A 20,068-nucleotide genomic window follows, 5' to 3' on the forward strand; every position below is an offset into this window, starting at 1 on the left:
GCCGCCGCCCCCACCCAGGCTGCCGGCGAACGCCGCGTCAGCCCGATCACCAGGTTGATCACCGCCACCACGCCCAGCAGCACCAGACCCAGCGCCAGCGCCAGCGGCAGGTCGCCCTTGCTGGTTTCCAGCGCGATGGCGGTGGTCATCACCCGCGTCACGCCGTCGATGTTGCCGCCGACGATCATCACCGCGCCGACCTCGGCCACCGCGCGGCCGAAGGCGGTGAGCAGCAGCGTCAGCAGCGCCAGCCGCTCGTGCACCAGCAGCAGCAGCGCGGCGAGCAGCGGCCCGGCGCCCATGGCCTGCAGCTCGCTGCCGCCTTCGCGCAGCGCATCCACCACCAGCTGGCGCGCCAGCGCGGCGATCAGCGGCACGACCAGCATCGTCTGCGCCACCACCATCGCGGTGGGCGTGAACAGGATGCCCCAGCTGCCCAGCGGCCCGGAGCGCGACAGCAGCAGGTAGACGATCAGCCCGACCACCACCGAAGGCAGTGCCAGCAGCGTGTTCAGCAGGCCGACCAGTACGCCGTGGCCGCGAAAGCGCGTCACCGCCAGCCAGGCGCCCAGCGCCAGCCCGAGCACGGCACCGAGGGCGCAGGCCGTGGCGCTGACGCGCAGCGACAGGCCGACGATGCGCCACAGCGTGGTGTCGGCCTCGGTGATCATCTGGAACGCCAGGCCCAGGCTCTGGGCAAATGCATTCATCCGCAACGACTCTTGGTATGAGCCCTGGATTCTTCCCGCTGCGCGGTGGGCTGGCGATATGCGCGGCCGTGCATAGCGCGGCGCTCGGGCATCATCGGCGGCCCGACCCGCTGATGAGGTGACACCCGATGCGCCAACTGCACTACTACCCCAGCAACGCCAGCATGGCGCCGCACATCCTGCTGCACGAGCTGGGCCTGCCGTTCGAGAAGTGCCTGGTCGACCGCGAGCGCAACGCGCACAAGAGCGCCGACTACCTGAAGCTCAACCCCAACGGGCTGATCCCGGTGCTGGTCGACGGCGAGCTGGTGCTCTACGAAACCGCGGCGATCTGCCTGCACCTGGTCGACAGCCAGCCCGCCGCCGGCCTGGCACCTGCGCTGGGCACCGCCGAGCGCGCGCATTTCTACAAGTGGCTGATCTGGATGACCAATACGCTGCAGGCCACGCTGATCCACTATTTCTACCCGCACCGCCTGGTCGACGACGGCAATGCGGCGGGTGAGCGCCAGGTCCAGGCCCACGCACAAGCGCGCGTCGGCGAGCTGCTGGACCAGCTGGAAGCGCAACTGGCCTCGCACGGCCAGCCCTGGCTGCTGGGTGCGCAGTACAGCGCGGTCGACCCCTATGCCTTCATGCTGTGCCGCTGGACACGCGGCTTCGAAGGCCCCGCTGCCGCGCCGGCCCGCACGCGGCCGCTGCTCGGCGCCTACCTGCAGCGTTTGCTGGCCCGGCCGGCGGTGCAGCGGGTGTTGGCCGACGAGGGTCTGCAGTCGCCCTGGGTCTGAGGCATGCGTTGGTCACCGGATACAGAAATCTGTACGATAGACGCATGAAGACCACACTCGACATCAACGACGCCTTGCTCGCCGATGCCAAGGCCCTGGCGGCGCAGCAGCGCACCAGCCTGACCCGCCTGATCGAGGAAGGTTTGCAACTGCGACTGCGCGCATCAGCGCCAGCCACCCAGGGGGTGCGACCCCGGATACCGGTGTTCAAGGGCCGGGGTGGGTTGGTCGCCGGAGTGGACCCGACCAGCAATAAGGCCTTGCTGCAGGCGCTGGACGATGACGCCTGACGTCAACGTGCTGGTGGCTGCCTCCCGCAGCGATCACCCGCACCACGGCGCGGCGCACGCTTGGCTGCTGAGTGCACTGGCGGCTTGCAGCGAGGGCGCCACCCTGCGGCTGCCGCCGATGGTCGTGTCCAGCTTTCTCCGGCTGGTCACCAGCCCGAAGATCTTCAAGGCGCCAACGCCGGTCGATGACGCGATCGGCTTCGTCGATGCCTTGCTGGCTGTGCCTGGCGTGCAGATGCCCTTGCTGGGCACCGAGTGGCCCTTGCTGCGCCAGCTGTGCCTGGACAAACAGCTGCGAGGCAACGACTTGCCCGATGCCTGGCTGGCCGCCGCTGTGGTGCAACTGAGCGAGCACCTGGCCACGTTCGACTTGGACTTCAGGAAACTGCTGCGGCCCGCAGACCTGACGGTGCTGGCGCCGGCCTAGCGGCAAGCCGCTTCAAGACAGCTTGTAGGTCTGCAGGTGGATGCTGGTCTCGGTGGCGCTGATGCCCTTGATCAGCCGCAGCCGTTCCAGCACAGCGGCCAGTTCGTTCAGGCTCGATGAGCGCAGTTCGGCCAGCAGATCCCAGCGGCCGTTGGTGTCGTGGATCGCGGCGACACCGGGCTCACCGAGCAGCCGGCTGATGACCTCGCGCGCCTGGTTGCCATCGACCGTGATGCTGGTCCAGGCGGTGATCAGGTTGGGCTGCACATCGGGCCGCAGCCGCACCGTGTAGCCGACGATCACGCCGGCGCTTTCGAGCCGGCCGATGCGGTTGGCCACCGTGCCGCGTGACACATTCAGCTTGTGCGCCAGCGTCGCCACGCTGGCCCGCGCATCGGAACGCAGCAAGGCGATCAATTGCTGATCGAGGCTGTCCATCGGCGTCTCCATGAGGTGTCGGCACTTTGCGCAGTGTGTCAGCCAGCACTGCCGAAAAGCCAAGAAGCTGACGATTTCGAAGCAGTTCTGCCTCTATTCATTGCCGGGCGCCCGCTCAAACAATCGCTCCATCCCTGAACAGTGCCCGCCAAGGAGCCTCGCATGACCACCTTGCTGACCACGCAGGACATCGCTCGCATCGTCGCCACCCAAGGCCTGCCGCAGACGCTGCGGCGGCTGGCCAGCACCATCGAGGCCGATTTCCGCCGCTGGCCGGAGTTCGACAAGACGGCTCGCGTCGCCAGCCATTCGCGCGATGGCGTGATCGAGCTGATGCCGATTGCCGACCACGCGCTGTACAGCTTCAAGTACGTCAACGGCCACCCGAAGAACACCCGTGTCGGCCTGCCGACGGTGATGGCCTTCGGCGTGTTGGCCGATGTGGCCACCGGCCGGCCCGAACTGCTGAGCGAGCTGACCTTGACCACGGCGATGCGCACCGCCGCAACCTCGGTGATGGCCGCCCGTGCGCTGGCGCGGCCGGACAGCCGCACGATGGCCTTGATCGGCAATGGCGCGCAAAGTGAATTCCAGGCGCTGGCCTTCCATCACCTGCTCGGGATCAGCGAGATCCGGCTGTTCGACATCGACGCACGCGCCAGCGCCAAACTGCAGCGCAACCTGGCGGCTGTGCCGGGGCTGCGGCTGCGGGTGTGCAGCTCCACCGCCGAGGCAGTGCAGGGTGCCGACATCGTCACCACCGTCACCGCCGACAAGGCCAACGCAGCGATCATCACGCCCGCGATGCTGGAACCTGGCATGCACGTCAACGGCGTCGGCGGCGATTGCCCGGGCAAGACCGAGCTGCACCCCGGCGTGCTGCAGGCCGCCAAGGTGTTCGTCGAGTACGAGCCGCAAAGCCGCATCGAAGGGGACCTGCAGCAGATGCCGGCGGACTTCGCGGTCACCGAGCTGTGGCGGGTGCTGACGAACCAGGTGAGCGGCCGCGACAGCGCCGAGCAGATCACCGTGTTCGACTCGGTCGGCTTTGCGCTGGAAGACTACTCGGCGCTGCGCTTCCTGCGCGACGCCGCGCGTGAGCTGGGCCTGGGCAGGCCGATCGACATCACGCCGACGATGGCCGACCCGAAGGACCTGTTCGGCCTGCTGGGCCCGGCGGCCGGTCGGGCGAGCCAGGCGGCACCGGCGCCGCAGGCCTGCCTGGCCTGAGGCGCTACATCGGCCACGGCCGCATCGGGCTGCGCAGCTGTTCCCAGGCGCGTGCCAGCTGCAGCACGCCCAGGTCGTCATGGCGCTGGCCGATGATCTGCAGCCCGATCGGCAGGCCGCCTGCCGTGAAGCCGCAGTGCACGGAAACGGCTGGCTGCTCGCTCATGTTGTACGGCAGCGTGAACGCGATGTGCTCGAAGGGCAGCGCCGGGTCGTTGATCGGGCTGGCCCATTCGGCCGGAAAGCTGGGCACCGGGCTCACCGGCGACAGCACGAAGTCGTAGGGCCGGCAGGCCGCCACGGCCGCTTCACGGAACACCCCCATCTGGCTGTAGCCGTGGAAGACCTCGGCGGCGGTCAAGGTGGCGCCGGTGGCGACCCAGTCGCGGATGTAGGGCAGCACCTTGGCCTGGCGCTCGGGCGGCAGGGCTTGCATGTCGAGGTAGCTGCGCATGCGCCAGAAGCGGTCCAGGCCATCGATCATCGCCCGCGTGCTGAACGGTGCGACGGGCTCGACGATGGCGCCGGCGGCCTCGAAGGCCAGCGCCGCGGCTTCGATGGCTGCGCGTGTCTCCGGCTCCACCGCCAGGCCCCAGCCGGCATCCATCTGCAGGCCGATCTTCAGGCCGCGTACTTCGCGATCCAGGCTCAGCCACGGAATGCTCTGGTACGGCAGGCTCATGGTGTCGCGCCAGTCAGGCTTGCTCAGCAGCGTCATCAGCCAGGCGGCGTCTTCCACCGTGCGCGTCATCGGCCCGGCTGCTCGCCCGGCATACGGCGGCTTGATGGGGATGCGGCCCAGGCTGGGCTTGAAGCCCACCAGCCCGCACCAGCCGGCCGGCAGGCGGATGGAGCCCCCGATGTCGGTGCCGACATGCAGCGGCCCATAACCTGCAGCGGCAGCGGCCGCGGCACCGGCGCTGGAGCCGCCGGGGTTCTTGCCCGTGTCCCAGGGGTTGCGCGCCAGTGCGTGAAAGCTCGACAGGCCGGAGGACAGCATGCCGTAGTCCGGCATCGTGGTCTTGGCCAGCAGCACCAGGCCGGCTTCGCGCCAGCGCGCGGCGGGCGGTGCGTCGTCGGCCATCGGCGCCAGCACGGTGGCCGCGGTGCCCACCGGCATCGGGCAGCCGCGGGTGGCGATGTTCTCCTTCAGCGTGCCGGGCACGCCGTCGATCGGCGACAGCGGCTCGCCGCGCTGCCAGCGCGTTTCGCTGGCGCGGGCCTGGGCCAGTGCGGCTTCGGGGTCGCAGGCGTACAGGGCGTGCAACTCGGGCTCGCGCCGTTCGATCTGCAACAGCACGGCCTGCGTCACTTCCACCGGCGACAGCTGCTTGGTGGCATAGGCCGCCGACAGCTCGCCGGCGCTGAACGCGTGCAAAACGCTCATCGTTTCACTGCCAGCTGACCGCGGCCATGTCGTTGGCCGAGATCGGCGAGCTGGACCACAGGCCCTTCAGGCCCTTCTTGGCGATCGCCACCTGCGAGGGGTTGAAGATCCAGGCGTTCACCGCGTCGGTGGTGAGCTGGCGCTGCAGGTCGCCGTAGAGCTTGTCCTGCTGCGCGCGTGGCGCTTCGGAACGCTTCTTCGCGATGTCGTTGAAGGCCTTGCTGTCATAACCCCAGTAGTACGCGGTGTTGGTGTACTGCATGTAGTCCAGCGGCTCGACGTGGTTGATGATCGTCAGGTCGAAGTTGCCCTTGAAGGTGCCGCCCAGCCACTGCGCCCACTCGACGTTCTCGATCTTCGCGACGACGCCGACCTTGGCCAGCATCGCGGCGACCACTTCGCCGCCCTTGCGCGCGTAGGGCGGCGGCGGCAGGGTCAGCGTCACGTTGAGCGGCGTCGCGACGCCGGCCTCCTTCAGCAGCGCCTTGGCCTTCTCCGGGTTGAAGGGGTAGACACCGGTCAGGTCGACGTAACCCGCGTCGGTGGGTGCGGCATGGCTGCCGATGGGTTTGCCCAGGCCTTCGTACACGCCGTCGATGAAGGCCTGGCGGTCGATGGCATGCATGATCGCGCGGCGCACGCGCACATCGTCGAAAGGCTTGCGCTTGTTGTTGATCGTCAGCTGGCCCTTGCCGGCAGTGGCGCCGATCTCGACCGTGAAGCGCTTGTCGGCCTGGAACTGCTTCAGGTTCTGGAACGCCTGGAAGCGCGGCATGCCGTCGATGTCGCCGGCCAGCAAGGCGGCCGCCTGCGCGGCGGGGTCGTTGATGAAGCGGAACGTCACCTTCTTCAGCTTGACGTTGGCGGCGTCGCGAAAGCCGTCCCATTTGGCCAGCGTGACGGCCGAGCCTTTCTGCCAGCTGTCGAGCTTGTAGGGGCCGGTGCCGACCGGGTTGGTCGCGGTGCTGGCGGCACTCTTCGGGCTGAGGATCACAGCGGTGTTTTCGCCCAGTCGGAAAGGCAGGGTCGCGTCGGGGTTGTTCAGTGTCAGGATCACCGTGCCGGCATCGGGCGTGGCGATCGACGAGATGTTGTCGAACACCGCCTTCTTGGCCTTGTTGGTGGAACCTTCGGCCTTGGCGCGTTCGAAGCTGAACTTCACCGCGGCCGCATCGAAGGGTGTGCCGTCCTGGAAGCTGACGCCCTGCCGCAGCTTGAAGGTGTAGAGCTTGCCGTCGGGGTCGCTGCGCCATTCGGTGGCCAGCAGCGGCGTGATCTTGCCGTCGACGTGGATCTTGGTCAGGCCTTCCAGCACGTTGTAGTGCACGATTTCGCCGATGGCCGCAGCGGGTGCCACCGTGGGGTCCAGGCCCGGCGGCTCCAGCACCATGGCCAGGATCACGCTGTCCTTGCGGGCCTGCGCCAGGGCTGGCGCACTGCTGAAGCCGGCGGCCAGCAGCGTGGCGGCCAGCGTGAGGGTTGAGAGCTTGCGGCGGCTGATGGTCATCGGGATCTCCTCGTGGTCTCAATCCGGGGTGCTGGCCAGCACCTGTTCGGCAAAGTGGCAGGCGGCTGTGTGGCCGGGCGCCAGTGGTCGCAGGGCCGGCGCCTGTTCCAGGCAGCGATGCTGCCTGAACGCGCAGCGGGGCGCAAAAGCACAGCCGCCGGGGGCATCGACCGGCGCTACCGGCAGCGGCAAGGCGGCGCGGCGCGCACCGGGCTGGGCCCGCGGCACGGCGTGCATCAGCGCCCGGGTGTAGGGGTGGGCGGCGGCGTGGAACAGCGTGTCCGGATCGCCCTGCTCGACCGCGCGGCCCTGGTAGAGCACGATCACTTCGTCGCAGACCAGGTCGACGACGGCCAGGTCGTGGCTGATGAACAGGTAGGTCACGCCCAGCTGGTCCTGCAGGTCCTGCATCAGGTTCAGCACCTGGGCCTGCACCGAGACATCGAGCGCACTCACCGGCTCGTCGGCGACGATCAGCTTCGGGTGCGTGACCAGCGCGCGGGCGATCGCAATGCGCTGGCGCTGGCCGCCGGAGAATTCATGCGGGTACTTGGCGGCATCGGCGGCGCGCAGGCCCACCGCCTCGAGCATCTCGGCAGCGCGCTGGCGCATCTGCGCGCGGGAGCTGTCGCCCTGCGCTTCCAGCGGCTCGGCGACGATGCGCGCGACGGTCTGGCGCGGGTCCAGCGAGCCGAAGGGGTCCTGGAACACCATCTGGAAGTCGGTGCGCGCGCGGCGCAATGCGGCGGCGTCCAGGGCCTGCAGGTCGCGCCCGGCCATCAGCACCTGGCCGGTGCTGGGCACTTCGAGGGCCATCACCAGCCGGGCCAAGGTGCTCTTGCCGGACCCCGATTCACCCACCACGCCCAGGCTGCGACCAGCCTGCAGCGTGAAGCTCAGGCCTTGCAGCGCCTGCACCACCGGGGCGGCGGCGAGCAGGCGTTCGCGCGGCAGGCGGTAGTGTTTGACCACATCACGAACTTCCAGCAGCGGCGTCAAACTCACCATGGCAGTTCGCCCAGTCGGATGCAGCGCGCGGTATGACCGGGTGCCACCTCGGCGGCCGGCGGCAGTGCGCGCCGGCACTCGGCGATGACATGCTCGCAGCGATCGGAGAACGGGCAGCCGGCCGGCATGTCGATCAACTCGGGCACACGCCCGGCGATGGTGCTCAGCCGCGTGCCGCGCGGCAGCCCCAAGCGCGGCCGCGCGGCGAACAGGCCGCGGGTGTAGGGGTGCGCGAGCCGGTTGAACACCGCGTCGGTCGTCCCGCTCTCGACGACCGTGCCGCCGTACATCACGAGCATGCGCTGCACGGTTTCGGCCATCACGCCGAGGTCGTGGCTGATCAGCAGCAGCGCCATGCCGTCCTCGGCCACCAGTTGCGCGATCAGTGCCAGCACCTCGCGCTGGATCGTCACGTCCAGCGCGGTGGTGGGCTCGTCGGCGACCAGCAGGTCCGGCCCGCAGGCCAGCGCGATGGCGATCACCACACGCTGGCGCTGGCCGCCGGACAGCTGGTGCGGGTGGGCATCCAGCCGTTGCGCGGCCTGCGGCAGCTGCACCCGCTCGAGCAGGCGCAACGCCTCGGCGCGCGCGGCGGCGGCGTCCAGTCCCTTGTGCAGGCGCAGCGATTCGCCGATCTGCCGGCCGATGGTGTGCAGCGGGTTCAGCGCCGTCATCGGCTCCTGGAACACCATCGCCAGGCGGTTGCCGCGCAGGCGGCACCAGTCGTCCTCGGGCAGGCCCAGCAGTTCGCGGCCCTCGAGCTGGATCGAGCCGCTGACGGTCGCGCCTTCGGGCAGCAGGCCCATCAGCGCCAGCGCGGTGATCGACTTGCCGCAGCCCGATTCACCGATCAGGCCCACCGTTTCACCGCGACGCAGTTCGAAGGACACACCGCGCAGCGCGTCGGCTGGCCCCCGCGGGGTGTTCAGCGTCACGCGCAGGTCCTGCGCCGTCACCAGCGGCGACGCGCTCACGGGACGGCCTGGCGCCCTCATGGCCCGGGCGTGGCCTCGTCGTTCATCAGGTCGAGGTAGGCGCCGCTGATCAGCGCCTCGGCCGGCACGCCCAGGGCGGCCAGCAATTCTTGCGCGATGGCGGTGCCTTCGGCCTCGGTCTGGCCGGCGCGCAGCACCACCTCGAGTTCGAGGAATTCACCCAGGCCCTCGACCTTGTCGAGGTGGATGCGGGTCTGGCCCACCAGCACCAGCACGCGGCGCTTGACGACGCGGCCCAGCAGGCCGCAGGCGCGCTCGAGCACGTCGCGCAGGCTGTCGGGGTCGGCCACCGCGGTGATCAGGTAGTCGGAAACCTTGGGGCCCAGCGCATCGGGCCGGTGGTAGTGGATCAGCTCGCCGGCGCCGTCGGCAAACACGCGCAGCTTCAGGCGGCCGTGCTGCACGCGGAAGAAGGTGTCGTCCTGGTGGATCAGCTGCGGGTGATCGTCTTCATCGGCCAGCGCGGTGGCGCGCGGCAGCAGGTCGTCGACGCTGGCAATGCGGGCTTTGATTTCGACATTGGCGGGCATGGGCGCTGATTGTGCGGGCATTCACGCCCTACCACTTGCAGCCCTTGTCGCGCGCGGCATCCAGGGCCAGCGGCAGCACCGCCGCCAGGCCCATGCCGGCATAGGCCTGGCGGCAATCGGGCTTGGCGGCTTTCTCGATGCTCTCGCTGAGCTTCGATTTGAGTTCCGGCGGCTGCGGCATCAGCGGGAACAGGCGGCGTGGGCCCTGGCTGGAGATTTCAGCGCCGCGCGGGCGCACCAGGTCGAGGTTCAGCCGCGGTGCGCTGGGCGGCACCGAGGGCGGTGTGGCCACGTCCTGGCCGACGCGGACGCCGGCATCGGGCGCGCCGGGCCCGGGCCGGGAAGGGCTGAGCTCGGCGGGCGCCGCGCTCGGTGTCGCGGCCGGCGCGGTGGTGGCAGCGGGCGTCTGCGTGGTGGCCGGCGCGGGCGCTGGGGCGGGCGCGGCCGTTCGCACCGGCTCGCGCGCCAGGTCCCGCGAGGGCGCGGCCAGCGGTGCCCCCGCCGGGAGTTCCGCCGGCGCAGGCAGCGGTGGCGCCGTCGGCGGCTCCAGGGTATCCAGGCGCGGCAGCGGTGGCGTGGGCGGCGGGGTGGTGGCCGGTAGCGGCAGCGGGGCTGCTTGCGGCTCGGGCTGCGGCGGTGCGCTGCGCGGCAGCATCGGCGTTGCGACAGCTGCCGGTGTCGGAGCGGGCGGCACGGGCACGGGCACCACCGCCACCGGCCGCGGCGCAGGCCTGACCGGGTCGATGCTGGGCATCGGCAGGCCTTCGGGCGCCGGCACCGTGCTCGAGCGCAGGTCGGCCGGCTTCAGGCCCAGCGGTACCGGCACGCGCGGCACCGGTGCCGCCAGCACCGGCTCGGGCACCGGTGCGGGGGCCGGCGCGACGGTGGGGGCGGGCGTGGGCGCCGGGTTGACGGGCGGCGCCAGCTCCGCGGTCTCCTTGGGTGGGATATCCGCCGTGCTAGGGGCCGACGGAATCGGCACCTTGCTGCGTTGCTGCGAAGTGGACACCTCGCTGCGCTCCGGCGACACCGGCGCTTCGTCGCGCTGCGGCAGCGGCGGTTCGCTGAGCACGGGCGGTGCGGCCGTCGGTGCCGGCAGCGGGGTCGACAGGACCGGGCCGCCCAGTTCCCGCTCGACCGGGTCGATCAAGCGTTCGCCAGGTGTGCTACGCCAAGTGCCGAGCTGCGCGGCGCCCGGCGTGTCCGGCACCGCGCTGCGCTCGCTGTCGGGCCGCACCGCGCCGCCGAAGCGCTCCTGCCGGGCGGTGCCGGTCGGGCCGGTGCTGGGCGCCGGCGGCCGCGGTTCACCCGAACCGGCTTCGGTGCGCAGGCCGCGCAGCGTGATGTTCAGCGCGCCCCACACGCCTTCGCCGGGCCGCGCACTGCCGCCCGGCGTGTTGCCGACGAGCACGACCAGCAGCACGTGCAGCAGCAGCGCCAGCATGACGCATTGCGCCAGCCTGGCGGGCCGGGGTGGCGCCGGCGGCCAAACGGCAGCCCCGGATGGGCGGACGGGTATCACGGACGACGGCAGTGGTTGACGAAGGCAGCGGCTGCAGTTCAGCCCGGGGCCAAGTCTGCCGGCCCGTCGCGCCAACGTCCACTGGGTTGGCCACACCAACGACTGCGCGGGTGGCCGGGCGCACGCCGGCGCGCATGCCGGACCGCGGCCGCTGTGTGAAACATCACACGCCCGCGCAAGCCGTGACCTTGCTGGCGCGTCATCGCGGGCAGCGCAAAGCGCTTAGGATTCGGACCGCCAATCATCAGGGGGTTCATGCCATGTTCGAGTTTCACCGCATTGCCGCGGGCGCCACATTGTTGGCTGCTGCCCTGGCTGTCCAGGCCGCTCCCGTGCCGGGACAAGGGACTTGGGAGTCCAGCTTGCAGGCGCGTGATCTCGATGGCAATGGCCAAGTCGATGCGTATTACGACACCGCCTTGAACATCACCTGGCTGCGCGACGCGAATGTGAACGGCCAGCGCGATTGGAATGCCGCCAGCGGCTGGGCTGATGACCTGGTCTTTGCGGGTTACAGCGATTGGCGGCTGCCGACCATGCTGGACACCGGCGCGGAGGGTTGCGATCAGTCGTTCTCAGGTAGCGATTGCGGCTACAACGTCCAGACCCGGTCCGGTGCCACCGTGTTCAGCGAGATGGCGCATCTGTTCTACGAGACCCTGGGGAACGCGGCGGCGTTTGACACGGCCGGCAATCCCCAGGCCGGCGGCCTGACCAATACGGGTGACTTCCTGAACATGCAGGCGGCAGCCTACTGGATCGGGCTGACTTACAGGAATCCGGAAACCGGTGAGGCGTGGTACTTCAACGCCGACGACGGCTTCCAGTTCCATATCGGCAAGGAAAACGAGTTCTTTGCCATGGCCGTGCGTGCTGGCGACGTGATCCAGGCCGTTCCCGAACCGCAATCACTGGCGCTCGTGCTGCTGGCCTTGGCCGCCACGGCGCCGCTGACACGGCGCCGCGCCTGAACTCAGTTCGGCCCGCGACGCTCGAGGTGCCGGAAGGTGATGCGGCCCTTGCTCAGGTCGTAGGCCGACAACTCCAGCGACACCGCGTCGCCGGCCAGAATGCGGATGTGGTGCTTGCGCATCTTGCCCGAGGTGTAGGCCACCAGCTGATGGCCGTTTTCCAGCGTGACGCGGTAGCGCGAGTCCGGCAGCACCTCGGTGACCTTGCCGTGCAGTTCAATCAGTTCTTCCTTGGCCATGGGGTGCTCCGTTTGAGAGTGATGATGGTTGAGATGGATGGTGGACAGGGGCGCCGGGCTCAGCGCAGCTGCGGGTCGACGACCCAGCTGCGGCCCTGGTCGGCCGCGTAGCGCAGCGCCTCGCGGGCGGTGGCGAAGTGGTGCGTGAAGCGCAGCACGCGGTCGTGCGTGGCACTGCCGCGGCCGGTGCGGATCGAGACCGAAGGCGCATAGCGGCCTTCGTCGGTCTGGCGCGCCAGCGGCGACACCAGGTATTTGCCCATCGTGATGGGCGCGGAATGACTGGACATGAATAACCAATACAACGCAGCCCCGGGTGGGGGACTGCCAGCAACAAGCCGCGGCGCGCTGATGGCAGCGCCACGGAAACAGTGTCGGTCTCGCGAAGGTCCTGCCTGATGGCGACTGGGCAGGCAGCCGGGCCCTTGGCAAGGGGCGGGCTGTGCGTCCGGAGGGAGAGAGGGGCTGGTGCGCGCGGAGGTCGTGACAACCTGGGGCAAACCGGCCGATCGGTGGCGCCGTTGTGATGCCGACACCACGCACCGAGCAGCGCAGTGTACTCCGGGAGCGGTATTTGCGTCTTCAGCTGAGGCCTCGGCTAACGCGGGCATAGCTCAGCAGCCGGCCCTTGTAGCTGCCGACGAAGGCCGGCAGTTCATCGAGCCGTGACTCGCTGAGCACGAATCCGGCGCTGGCCATGCGGCGGTTGAAGGCCGGCCGGTTGCCGCGGTTCGGGTCGATGATCAGCACCTGCGCGGTGGCCTGGGCATGCAGCGTGATGAAGTGGGCCAGGCCGCCGGACTCGTCGCGCTCGTAGAGCACATCGCTGCCGATGATCAGGTCGAAGCGGCCTTGCGGCGCCGGAGCCTGGTCCGGGTCGATCGACGAGTCGTCGTCGAGGCCGGCACCCCAGTGCCCGTGGCAATACGGCAGCGCGGCCAGGTCGTTAAGCCGCAGGTTTTCGCGCAGGAACGCACCGGCCAGCGGGTGGCAATCGCTGGCGGTGATGTCGGCCCCGCGCCGGTGGCTGACCAGGCTGGCCAGTGCCAGCCCGCAGCCGAGTTCGAGGATGCGCTCATCGGCGCGCACCGGCCGCAAGGCCATCAGTGCCGCGAGCCGCTGGCCCGAGGGCCAGAGCAGTCCGAACAGCGGCCAGGCCGCTGACGAGATGCCCAATGCCGCGGCGAACCCTGACGGATCGGCGAACTGCTGGCGGTCCAGCAGCGAACGAATGCGCAGATCGGCGACACCGGCAACGGCGATGTCTTCGTGTTTGGTGTGATAGCCGGGCAAGGCGGCGAGTTTAGTCGGTCACGCCCGCCGGCGTCTGTGCGGTCTGCGCCAGTTCCAGGTTGTCGATCAAGCGTGTGCTGCCCAGGCGCGCGGCGGCCAGTACCACCAGCGGCGCGCCGGGCACGGGTTCGCCGAGGTCCGCCTGGCGGCGGATGGCGATGTAGTCCGGCGACCAGCCGCGAGCGCTCAAGGTCTGCATCGCCGCGGTTTCCAGCGCGGCCCAGTCCTGGCGGCCGGACAGCACCTGGGCCTGCAGCTCGCGCAGGCAGCGCGACAGCCACACCGCTTCTTCGCGTTCCGACGTGCTCAGGTAGCCGTTGCGGGAAGACAACGCCAGGCCATCCTCGGCACGGCTGGTTTCGCCGGCGATGATGGCGATCGGCAGCGCCAGCTGCTGCACCATGCGGCTGATCACCATCAGCTGCTGGTAGTCCTTCTTGCCGAACACCGCGGCGGCCGGCTGCACGCAGTTGAAGAGCTTCAGCACCACGGTGCACACGCCGGTGAAGAAGCCCGGGCGGAAGTGGCCCTCGAGCAGGTCGGCCAGGTCCGGTGGCGGAACCAGCTTGTAGCCTTGCGGCTCGGGGTACAGCTCGGATTCGTTGGGCGCAAACACGATGTCGCAGCCGGCACCTTGCAGCAGTTCGCAGTCGCGCGCCAGCGTGCGCGGGTAGGTGTCGAAGTCCTCGTGCGGCGCGAACTGCAGCCGGTTCACGAAGATGCTGGCCACCACCAGGCCACCGAACTGGCGCGCCTGGGCGACCAGCGACAGGTGACCCGCGTGCAGGTTGCCCATGGTCGGCACGAAGGCGCTGGGGCTGCCGGCCAGCGCCTGGCGCAGCTCGGCAAGGGTGTGGATGACGTGCATGGGCTTGCTCGATCAATAGCCGTGGAGGGATTCGTCCGGGAAGCTGCCGTCCTTCACCGCCGCGACATAACGTCTTATCGCAGCGTCAATGGCGCCGCCTTCCTGCTGGAAGTTGCGCACGAAGCGCGGTGGCCGGCCGGTGCTCAGGCCGAGCATGTCGTGCAGCACCAGCACCTGGCCGCCGACGCCCGCGCCGGCGCCGATGCCGATCACCGGCATGGGCAGTGCGGCCGCCAGTTCGCGCGCGAGTGCGCTGGGCACCAGTTCCAGCACCAGCATTGTTGCGCCGGCTTCGGCCAGCGCGTGGGCCTGCTCGCGCAGCGCCTGGGCAGCCGCGTCGTCACGGCCCTGCACGCGCCAGCCGCCCAGCGCGTGCACCGATTGCGGCGTCAGCCCGAGGTGGGCGCAGACGGGGATGCCGCGCTCGACCATCGCGCGCACCAGCGGCGCGGTCCAACCGCCGCCTTCGAGCTTGACCATCTGCGCGCCGGCCTGCATCAGCCGCGCAGCGCTGGCCAGCGCCTGTTCGGTCGACGCCTGGTAGCTGCCGAAGGGCAGGTCGCCGATGATCCACGCGCTGCGGTTGCCGCGCGCCACGCACTGCGTGTGATAGACCATCTCGTCCAGCGTCACCGGCAGCGTGCTGGGCTGGCCCTGCAGCACCATGCCCAGCGAATCGCCGACCAGCAGCACGTCGGCACCGGCCTCGTCGAGCAGCCGCGCGAAGATGGCGTCGTAGCAGGTCAGCATGGCGATCTTCTCGCCGGCGGCGTGCATGGCGCGCAGGCGATGCAGGGTCAGGGGCTTGCGGATTTCCATGGCCGCGCGAGTCTAACGCTGCGTTGCAGCATTCAACGGGTGCCGCCGGCAACGGCGGTGCCGATGGGCGTGCTTCTAGCGCTTGCGGGAGAGCTTGGGGTCCAGCAGGTCACGCAGGCCGTCGCCCAGCAGGTTCAGCCCGAGCACGCTCAGCGCAATCGCCACGCCGGGGTAGACGGCCAGCATCGGCGCCTGGAACAGCAGCGTCTGCGCCTCGTTGAGCATGCGGCCCCAGCTCGGCTGCGGCGGTTGCGTGCCCAGCCCGACGTAGGACAGCGCGGCTTCGGCCAGGATCGCGGTGGCGAAGGAGATCGTGGCCTGCACGATCAGCACGCTGGCGATGTTGGGCAGCACATGGTTCGTCGTGATGCGCAGCGCGCCAAAGCCGGCGGCGCGGGAGGCCAGCACGTATTCGCGCGACCACACGGCATTCGCCGCGCCGCGCGTGATGCGCGCGAACACGGGGATGTTGAAGATGCCGATCGCGATGATGCCGGTCAGCAGGCCCGGCCCGTAGATCGCACCCAGCATGATGGCCGACAGCAGCGCCGGGAACGCGAAGGTGAAGTCGGCGGCGCGCATCACCAGCTCTTCGGTCCAGCCGCGCCGCGCCGACGCCAGGCAACCCAGCAGCACGCCGGCGATCAGGCCGATGCTGACGGCGATGACGCCGACGACGATCGAGTTCTGCGCACCGACCAGCAATTGCGCTGCGATGTCCCGGCCCAGGCTGTCGGTGCCCAGCCAGTGCGCGGCGCTGGGCGCGGCCAGCTTGTTCGGGATGTCGATCTCGGCCGGCGGGTACGGTGCCCAGAACAGCGAGACGAAGGCGGCCAGCGCCAGCAGCAGCGTCAGCGAGGCGCCGAGCAGGAAGCTGGGGTGGCGGCGCGCGCGCGCCGTGAAAGCCTGGCTCACGGGTGCACCCTTGTCAAAGCCTGCGGGTGTTTCATGCGTCGCTGGCCTTCAGCCGCGGATCGACCCGCGCATACAGCACGTCGACGATGAAGTTGACGATCACCACCACCGCCACGAGCAGCATCACGACGTCGCGCACCAGCACCAGGTCGCGGTTGGCAATGGCCTGGAACACCAGCAGGCCGATGCCGGGCAGCACGAAGACTTTCTCGATGACGATGGTGCCGGTGATCAGGTTCGCGAACTGCAGACCCATGATGGTCAGCACCGGGATCATGGCGTTGCGCAGCACGTGCCGCCACAGCGTGGCGCGGCGGCTCAGGCCCTTGGCGCGTGCGGTGCGCACGAAGTCCTCGCGCATCACCTCCAGCACCGCCGATCGGGTCACCCGCGCCAGCACCGCGGCCTGGAACAGCGCCAGCGCCAGGGTCGGCAGCAGCAGCGCCTTCACGCCCTCCCAGGGGCCGCCGCCTTCGTCTTCGGTCCAGCCCGGGAAGCCGCCGGCGCTGACCCACTGCAGTTTCACCGCGAACAACAGGATCAGCAGGATCGCGAACCAGAAGCTCGGGATCGCGATGCCGAGCTGGCTGGTCGCCATCACGCCGACGTCGCCGATCTTGTTGTGCTGCGAGGCGGCATACACCCCCAGCGCCAGCGCCAGCACGGTGGTCAGCGCCATCGCCATCGCGGCCAGCGGCAGGCTGACACGCAGGCGTTCGCGGATCAGCTCGGCGGTTGGCGTGTCATACGAGAAGCTGTTCACCGTGCGGCCCTGCAACAAGCCGCCGATCCAGCGCGTGTAGCGTTCGGCCGCCGGCTTGTCCAGGCCCAGCTTGTTCTGCAGCGCGGCGATGGATTCAGGCGTCGCGGTATCGCCCAGCATCACCTGCGCCACATTGCCCGGCAGCAGCTCCAGCGCGCTGAACACCAGTGCCGACGCGATCGCCAGCGTGGCCAGAAAGGTCAGGATGCGCTTGGCGAGGAAGACGCTCATGCCTTGTCGGCAGCCGGCGATGTCATGCGGAATATCATGCCCTAAAGCCTTGAGCCTTCGTTGTGGAGATCCGCATGCAGACGATTCCCTTTGCCACCGACTGCGTGCTGATCGGCGGCGTCTGGCGCAGCGCGGCGGGTGGCGAAACGCTGCCGCTGATCAACCCGAACGACGGCTCGCTGCTGGCGCAGATCGCGCGCGGCGGCGCGGCCGACATCGACGCCGCGGTGCAAACCGCACAAGCCGCGCTCGAGGGCGACTGGGGCCGGCTCAGCGCGGCCGAGCGCGGCCGGCTGCTGCTGCGCATCAGTGCGCGGGTGTTGGAACAGGCCGACGAACTGGCGCGGCTGGAAGCGCTGGACGTCGGCAAGCCGCTGAAGCAGGGCCGGGCGGATGCCATCGCGCTGGCGCGCTACCTGGAGTTCTATGGCGGCGCGGCCGACAAGGTGCATGGCCAGACGATCCCGTTCGCTACCGGCTACACCGCGCTGACGCTGCGCGAGCCGCATGGCGTGACTGGCCACATCGTGCCCTGGAACTACCCGATGCAGATCATCGGCCGCTCGGTCGGCGCGGCGCTGGCGATGGGCAATGCCTGCGTGTTGAAGCCGGCCGAAGAAGCCTGCCTCAGCGCGCTGGCCTTCGGTCATATCGCGCAGCAGGCGGGGCTGCCGGCCGGCGCGCTGAACATCGTGCCCGGCCTGGGCGACGAGGCCGGGGCCGCATTGAGCGCACACCCCGGCGTGGCGCACCTGTCCTTCACCGGTTCGGTGGCGGTGGGCCGGCTGGTCCAGGCGGCGGCCGCGCGCAACACGATTCCAGTGACGCTGGAGCTGGGCGGCAAGAGCCCGCAGATCGTCTTTGCCGATGCCGACCTGGACGCTGCGCTGCCCTTCCTGGTGAATGCTGGCATCCAGAACGCCGGCCAGACCTGCTCGGCGGCGTCGCGCATCCTCGTCGAGCGGCCGGTGTTCGACGAAGTGGTGTCGCGCATGGCCGCGCGTTACCGGGCCTTGTGCGTCGGTCCGGCGCTGGACGATCCGGATGTCGGCCCGCTGATCTCGGCGCGCCAGCGTGAGATCGTGCAGGGCTACCTGAGCATCGCGCGCGACACCGGCTTGCCACTGGCGGCCCAGGCCGCGCTGCCGGCCGGCTTGCCGAGCGGCGGCTGTTATGTCGCGCCGACGCTGCTGGCGCCGGTGACGGCCGATCACCGCTTGGCGCAGGAAGAGATCTTTGGCCCGGTGCAGGTGGTGATGCCGTTCGACGGTGAGGCCGAAGCGCTGCGGATCGCCAACGGCACGGCCTTCGGCCTGGTGGCCGGCGTCTGGACGCGCGATGGCGGCCGCCAGTTCCGCATGGCGCGGCAGCTCAAATGCGGCCAGGTCTTCATCAACGACTACGGCGCCGGCGGCGGCATCGAGCTGCCCTTCGGCGGCGTCAAGCAGTCCGGCCATGGCCGAGAAAAAGGCTTCGAGGCGCTGTACGGCTTCTCGTCGCTAAAGACGGTGGCGATCAAGCACGATTGAGTGGGCGTGCCGGCGTGTCATACAATGGATGACAGCTTGTCGTTGAAGGAGCCCATCATGCGCGTCAATGCCCGGCTGGACGAAGAGTCGCAGCAGCAGATCGACTACCTGGTCACGACCACCGGCCAGAGCGTGAGCCAGGTGGTGCGTGAAAGCGTCGGCCTGTACTACGCCCAGGTGCGGGCTGGTCGAGCCGGGTTGAAACACCTGGGTGCCTTGATTGGCAAGGGCCACAGCGGCCGCAGCGATGTCGCGACGAACTACAAGCAGCACCTCACAGAGATCCTGGAAGCTAAACATGGGTTGCGTCGGCGGTGATCGCCGTCGACAGCGGCTTCCTGTATGCCCTGCTGGATGCCGATGACGCTTGGCATGCGCGCGCCAAGGCCCAGGTGTCCAGCGCTGCCGAAGGTTGGGTCACCACCTGGCCCGTGTTGGCCGAGACCTGCCACCTGTTGATGCGCCGGCTGGGTGCTGATTTCGCTGCCGGCCTGATGCAGGAAGTGGCCGAGGGCGGCGTCGCGGTGTGGAGTCCGGGGCGCGAAGAACTCGCGCAGGTGCCGGCGCTGATGCGCAAGTACGCCAAGCTGCCGATGGACCTGGCCGACGCCACGCTGGTGCTGTTGGCCGAACACCTGGGCCATGGCCGCATCATGACGACCGACCAGCGAGACTTCGGGGCACATCGCTGGAAGAACCGCAAGCCCTTTCACAATCTGATGGCGGAGTGACCATGAGACTCAAAGACAAGGTGGCCATCGTCACCGGCGGCGGCTCGGGCTTCGGCGAGGGCATCGTGCGCAAGTTCGTCGCCGAAGGGGCGCAGGTGCTGATCGCTGACCGCGACCTCGCCGCCGGCCTGCGCGTGGCGGCCGCCGTAGGTCCCGCGGCGCGGGCGCTGAAGGTCGACGTCACCGACAAGACCGACGTGCAGTTGATGATGGAAACCGCCGAGCTGCATTTCGGCCGCATCGACATCCTGGTCAACAACGCCGGCATCGGCCACCTGCCGCAGCCGCTGGAAGAGCTGCCCGAGGATGAGTTCGACCGCATCACCGCGGTCAACATGCGCGCGATCTACCTGGCCATGCGCGAGATCGTGCCGCGCTTCAAGGCCAATGCGCCGGGTGTGCATGGCCAGCGAGGCGTGGTGCTGAACATGGCCTCCACCGCTGGCGTCAGCCCGCGCCCGCGGCTGGCCTGGTACAACGCCAGCAAGGGCTGGGTGATCACCGCCACGCGCGCCTGCGCGGTGGAACTGGCCCCTGCCGGCATCCGCGTCGTCGCGTTGAACCCGGTGGCCGGCGACACGCCGCTGCTGAAGACCTTCATGGGCGAGGACACGCCGGAGATGCGCGCGAAGTTCCTGTCCAGCATCCCCATCGGCCGTCTCTCGCTGCCAGAGGACCTGGGCAACGCCGCCTGTTTCCTGTGCAGCGATGAAGCGACGATGCTCACCGGTGTGTGCATGGAAGTCGACGGCGGGCGCTGCATCTGACCGTGCGACCTGATGCCTGTGCATGAGCTCCGCCCGGCCGCCCGAAGGGGCTCATTCCCGCTTGGCGGGACTGGCCGCAGGCCGTAGGGTGCACCAGTGAGCTCCGACCG

The 20,068-nt window shown here is 69.5% G+C and carries 24 protein-coding genes; 9 read left to right on the plus strand and 15 right to left on the minus strand.

What is annotated here, in order from left to right:
- Positions 1 to 710 (minus strand): ABC transporter permease (locus VLK61_RS02440; RefSeq protein WP_325417922.1); only part of this gene is annotated, 710 nt, incomplete at its 3' end.
- 128 nt (positions 711 to 838) lie between these two features.
- Between VLK61_RS02440 and VLK61_RS02445 the strand changes: the two genes are divergently transcribed.
- From VLK61_RS02445 to VLK61_RS02455, 3 genes are read left to right on the plus strand one after another with little or no spacing between them, the layout of a single operon-like run.
- Positions 839 to 1,498 (plus strand): glutathione S-transferase family protein, encoded by a 660-nt coding sequence (locus VLK61_RS02445; protein WP_325417924.1) that lies wholly within the window; start codon positions 839 to 841, stop codon positions 1,496 to 1,498.
- A gap of 44 nt (positions 1,499 to 1,542) precedes the next feature.
- On the plus strand, positions 1,543 to 1,788 hold the full coding sequence (locus VLK61_RS02450; protein WP_325417926.1) for a DUF6364 family protein: 246 nt from the start codon (positions 1,543 to 1,545) through the stop codon (positions 1,786 to 1,788).
- Positions 1,778 to 2,215 (plus strand): TA system VapC family ribonuclease toxin, encoded by a 438-nt coding sequence (locus VLK61_RS02455; RefSeq protein ID WP_325417928.1) that lies wholly within the window; start codon positions 1,778 to 1,780, stop codon positions 2,213 to 2,215. Before VLK61_RS02450 ends, VLK61_RS02455 begins: the two co-directional genes overlap by 11 nt.
- Before the next feature lie 12 nt (positions 2,216 to 2,227).
- Here the strand turns inward: VLK61_RS02455 and VLK61_RS02460 are convergent, their stop codons facing one another.
- A complete protein-coding gene (locus VLK61_RS02460) occupies positions 2,228 to 2,653 on the minus strand; it encodes an Lrp/AsnC family transcriptional regulator (RefSeq protein ID WP_325417930.1) in 426 nt (141 codons plus the stop codon).
- A 162-nt stretch (positions 2,654 to 2,815) separates the two neighbouring features.
- Here VLK61_RS02460 and VLK61_RS02465 point away from each other — a divergent pair, with 162 nt between their 5' ends.
- Positions 2,816 to 3,883 carry an ornithine cyclodeaminase gene (locus tag VLK61_RS02465; RefSeq protein ID WP_325417932.1) on the plus strand — a complete coding sequence of 356 codons (1,068 nt, stop codon included), beginning with the start codon at positions 2,816 to 2,818 and terminating at the stop codon, positions 3,881 to 3,883.
- A gap of 4 nt (positions 3,884 to 3,887) precedes the next feature.
- Here the strand turns inward: VLK61_RS02465 and VLK61_RS02470 are convergent, their stop codons facing one another.
- Genes VLK61_RS02470 through VLK61_RS02495 form a run of 6 tightly spaced genes read right to left on the minus strand, consistent with a single transcriptional unit; the run spans position 3,888 to position 10,754 of the window.
- Entirely contained in the window at positions 3,888 to 5,270 is a 1,383-nt protein-coding gene (locus VLK61_RS02470; RefSeq protein ID WP_325417934.1) for an amidase, read from the minus strand.
- 4 nt (positions 5,271 to 5,274) lie between these two features.
- Positions 5,275 to 6,777, minus strand: coding sequence for an ABC transporter substrate-binding protein (locus tag VLK61_RS02475; protein WP_325417936.1), 1,503 nt, complete (start codon positions 6,775 to 6,777; stop codon positions 5,275 to 5,277).
- A gap of 18 nt (positions 6,778 to 6,795) precedes the next feature.
- Complete coding sequence (locus tag VLK61_RS02480; protein ID WP_325417938.1) at positions 6,796 to 7,785, minus strand: ABC transporter ATP-binding protein; 990 nt, start codon at positions 7,783 to 7,785, stop codon at positions 6,796 to 6,798.
- On the minus strand, positions 7,779 to 8,780 hold the full coding sequence (locus tag VLK61_RS02485) for an ABC transporter ATP-binding protein (RefSeq protein WP_325417940.1): 1,002 nt from the start codon (positions 8,778 to 8,780) through the stop codon (positions 7,779 to 7,781). The genes VLK61_RS02480 and VLK61_RS02485 overlap by 7 nt, the downstream gene beginning before the upstream one ends.
- Positions 8,777 to 9,310, minus strand: coding sequence for a class IV adenylate cyclase (locus VLK61_RS02490; protein WP_325417942.1), 534 nt, complete (start codon positions 9,308 to 9,310; stop codon positions 8,777 to 8,779). Before VLK61_RS02490 ends, VLK61_RS02485 begins: the two co-directional genes overlap by 4 nt.
- Positions 9,311 to 9,338: 28 nt before the next feature.
- On the minus strand, positions 9,339 to 10,754 hold the full coding sequence (locus VLK61_RS02495; RefSeq protein ID WP_325417944.1) for a hypothetical protein: 1,416 nt from the start codon (positions 10,752 to 10,754) through the stop codon (positions 9,339 to 9,341).
- A gap of 338 nt (positions 10,755 to 11,092) precedes the next feature.
- Here VLK61_RS02495 and VLK61_RS02500 point away from each other — a divergent pair, with 338 nt between their 5' ends.
- Complete coding sequence (locus tag VLK61_RS02500) at positions 11,093 to 11,803, plus strand: hypothetical protein (protein WP_325417946.1); 711 nt, start codon at positions 11,093 to 11,095, stop codon at positions 11,801 to 11,803.
- A gap of 2 nt (positions 11,804 to 11,805) precedes the next feature.
- On the opposite strand, the gene infA is transcribed toward VLK61_RS02500, so the two are convergent.
- From infA to VLK61_RS02535, 7 genes are all read right to left on the minus strand, one after another.
- Positions 11,806 to 12,042, minus strand: coding sequence for a translation initiation factor IF-1 (gene infA / locus VLK61_RS02505; protein WP_325417948.1), 237 nt, complete (start codon positions 12,040 to 12,042; stop codon positions 11,806 to 11,808).
- 59 nt (positions 12,043 to 12,101) lie between these two features.
- Positions 12,102 to 12,332, minus strand: a complete 231-nt coding sequence (locus VLK61_RS02510) for a hypothetical protein (RefSeq protein WP_325417950.1) — start codon at positions 12,330 to 12,332, stop codon at positions 12,102 to 12,104.
- Between the two features lie 292 nt (positions 12,333 to 12,624).
- Positions 12,625 to 13,335, minus strand: coding sequence for a class I SAM-dependent methyltransferase (locus tag VLK61_RS02515; protein ID WP_325417952.1), 711 nt, complete (start codon positions 13,333 to 13,335; stop codon positions 12,625 to 12,627).
- Positions 13,336 to 13,345: 10 nt separating this feature from the next.
- Positions 13,346 to 14,203 carry a pantoate--beta-alanine ligase gene (gene panC / locus VLK61_RS02520; RefSeq protein ID WP_325417954.1) on the minus strand — a complete coding sequence of 286 codons (858 nt, stop codon included), beginning with the start codon at positions 14,201 to 14,203 and terminating at the stop codon, positions 13,346 to 13,348.
- A 12-nt stretch (positions 14,204 to 14,215) separates the two neighbouring features.
- Positions 14,216 to 15,022, minus strand: a complete 807-nt coding sequence (panB, locus tag VLK61_RS02525) for a 3-methyl-2-oxobutanoate hydroxymethyltransferase (RefSeq protein ID WP_325417956.1) — start codon at positions 15,020 to 15,022, stop codon at positions 14,216 to 14,218.
- A gap of 75 nt (positions 15,023 to 15,097) precedes the next feature.
- Positions 15,098 to 15,937, minus strand: coding sequence for an ABC transporter permease (locus VLK61_RS02530; protein WP_325417958.1), 840 nt, complete (start codon positions 15,935 to 15,937; stop codon positions 15,098 to 15,100).
- Positions 15,938 to 15,968: 31 nt separating this feature from the next.
- Positions 15,969 to 16,931: an ABC transporter permease gene (locus VLK61_RS02535; RefSeq protein ID WP_325417960.1), complete on the minus strand. Its 963-nt coding sequence runs from the start codon at positions 16,929 to 16,931 to the stop codon at positions 15,969 to 15,971.
- 74 nt (positions 16,932 to 17,005) lie between these two features.
- Between VLK61_RS02535 and VLK61_RS02540 the strand changes: the two genes are divergently transcribed.
- The 4 genes from VLK61_RS02540 to VLK61_RS02555 are packed head-to-tail and all read left to right on the plus strand — an operon-like array spanning position 17,006 to position 19,958.
- Positions 17,006 to 18,460, plus strand: a complete 1,455-nt coding sequence (locus tag VLK61_RS02540; RefSeq protein ID WP_325417962.1) for an aldehyde dehydrogenase family protein — start codon at positions 17,006 to 17,008, stop codon at positions 18,458 to 18,460.
- A 57-nt stretch (positions 18,461 to 18,517) separates the two neighbouring features.
- A complete protein-coding gene (locus tag VLK61_RS02545) occupies positions 18,518 to 18,778 on the plus strand; it encodes a ribbon-helix-helix protein, CopG family (protein WP_325417964.1) in 261 nt (86 codons plus the stop codon).
- A complete protein-coding gene (locus tag VLK61_RS02550) occupies positions 18,775 to 19,191 on the plus strand; it encodes a type II toxin-antitoxin system VapC family toxin (protein ID WP_325417966.1) in 417 nt (138 codons plus the stop codon). Before VLK61_RS02545 ends, VLK61_RS02550 begins: the two co-directional genes overlap by 4 nt.
- Before the next feature lie 2 nt (positions 19,192 to 19,193).
- A complete protein-coding gene (locus tag VLK61_RS02555) occupies positions 19,194 to 19,958 on the plus strand; it encodes a glucose 1-dehydrogenase (RefSeq protein ID WP_325417968.1) in 765 nt (254 codons plus the stop codon).
- Positions 19,959 to 20,068 lie beyond the last annotated feature (110 nt).

Source organism: Aquabacterium sp., from assembly GCF_035476535.1.
Taxonomy (GTDB): domain Bacteria; phylum Pseudomonadota; class Gammaproteobacteria; order Burkholderiales; family Burkholderiaceae_C; genus Pseudaquabacterium.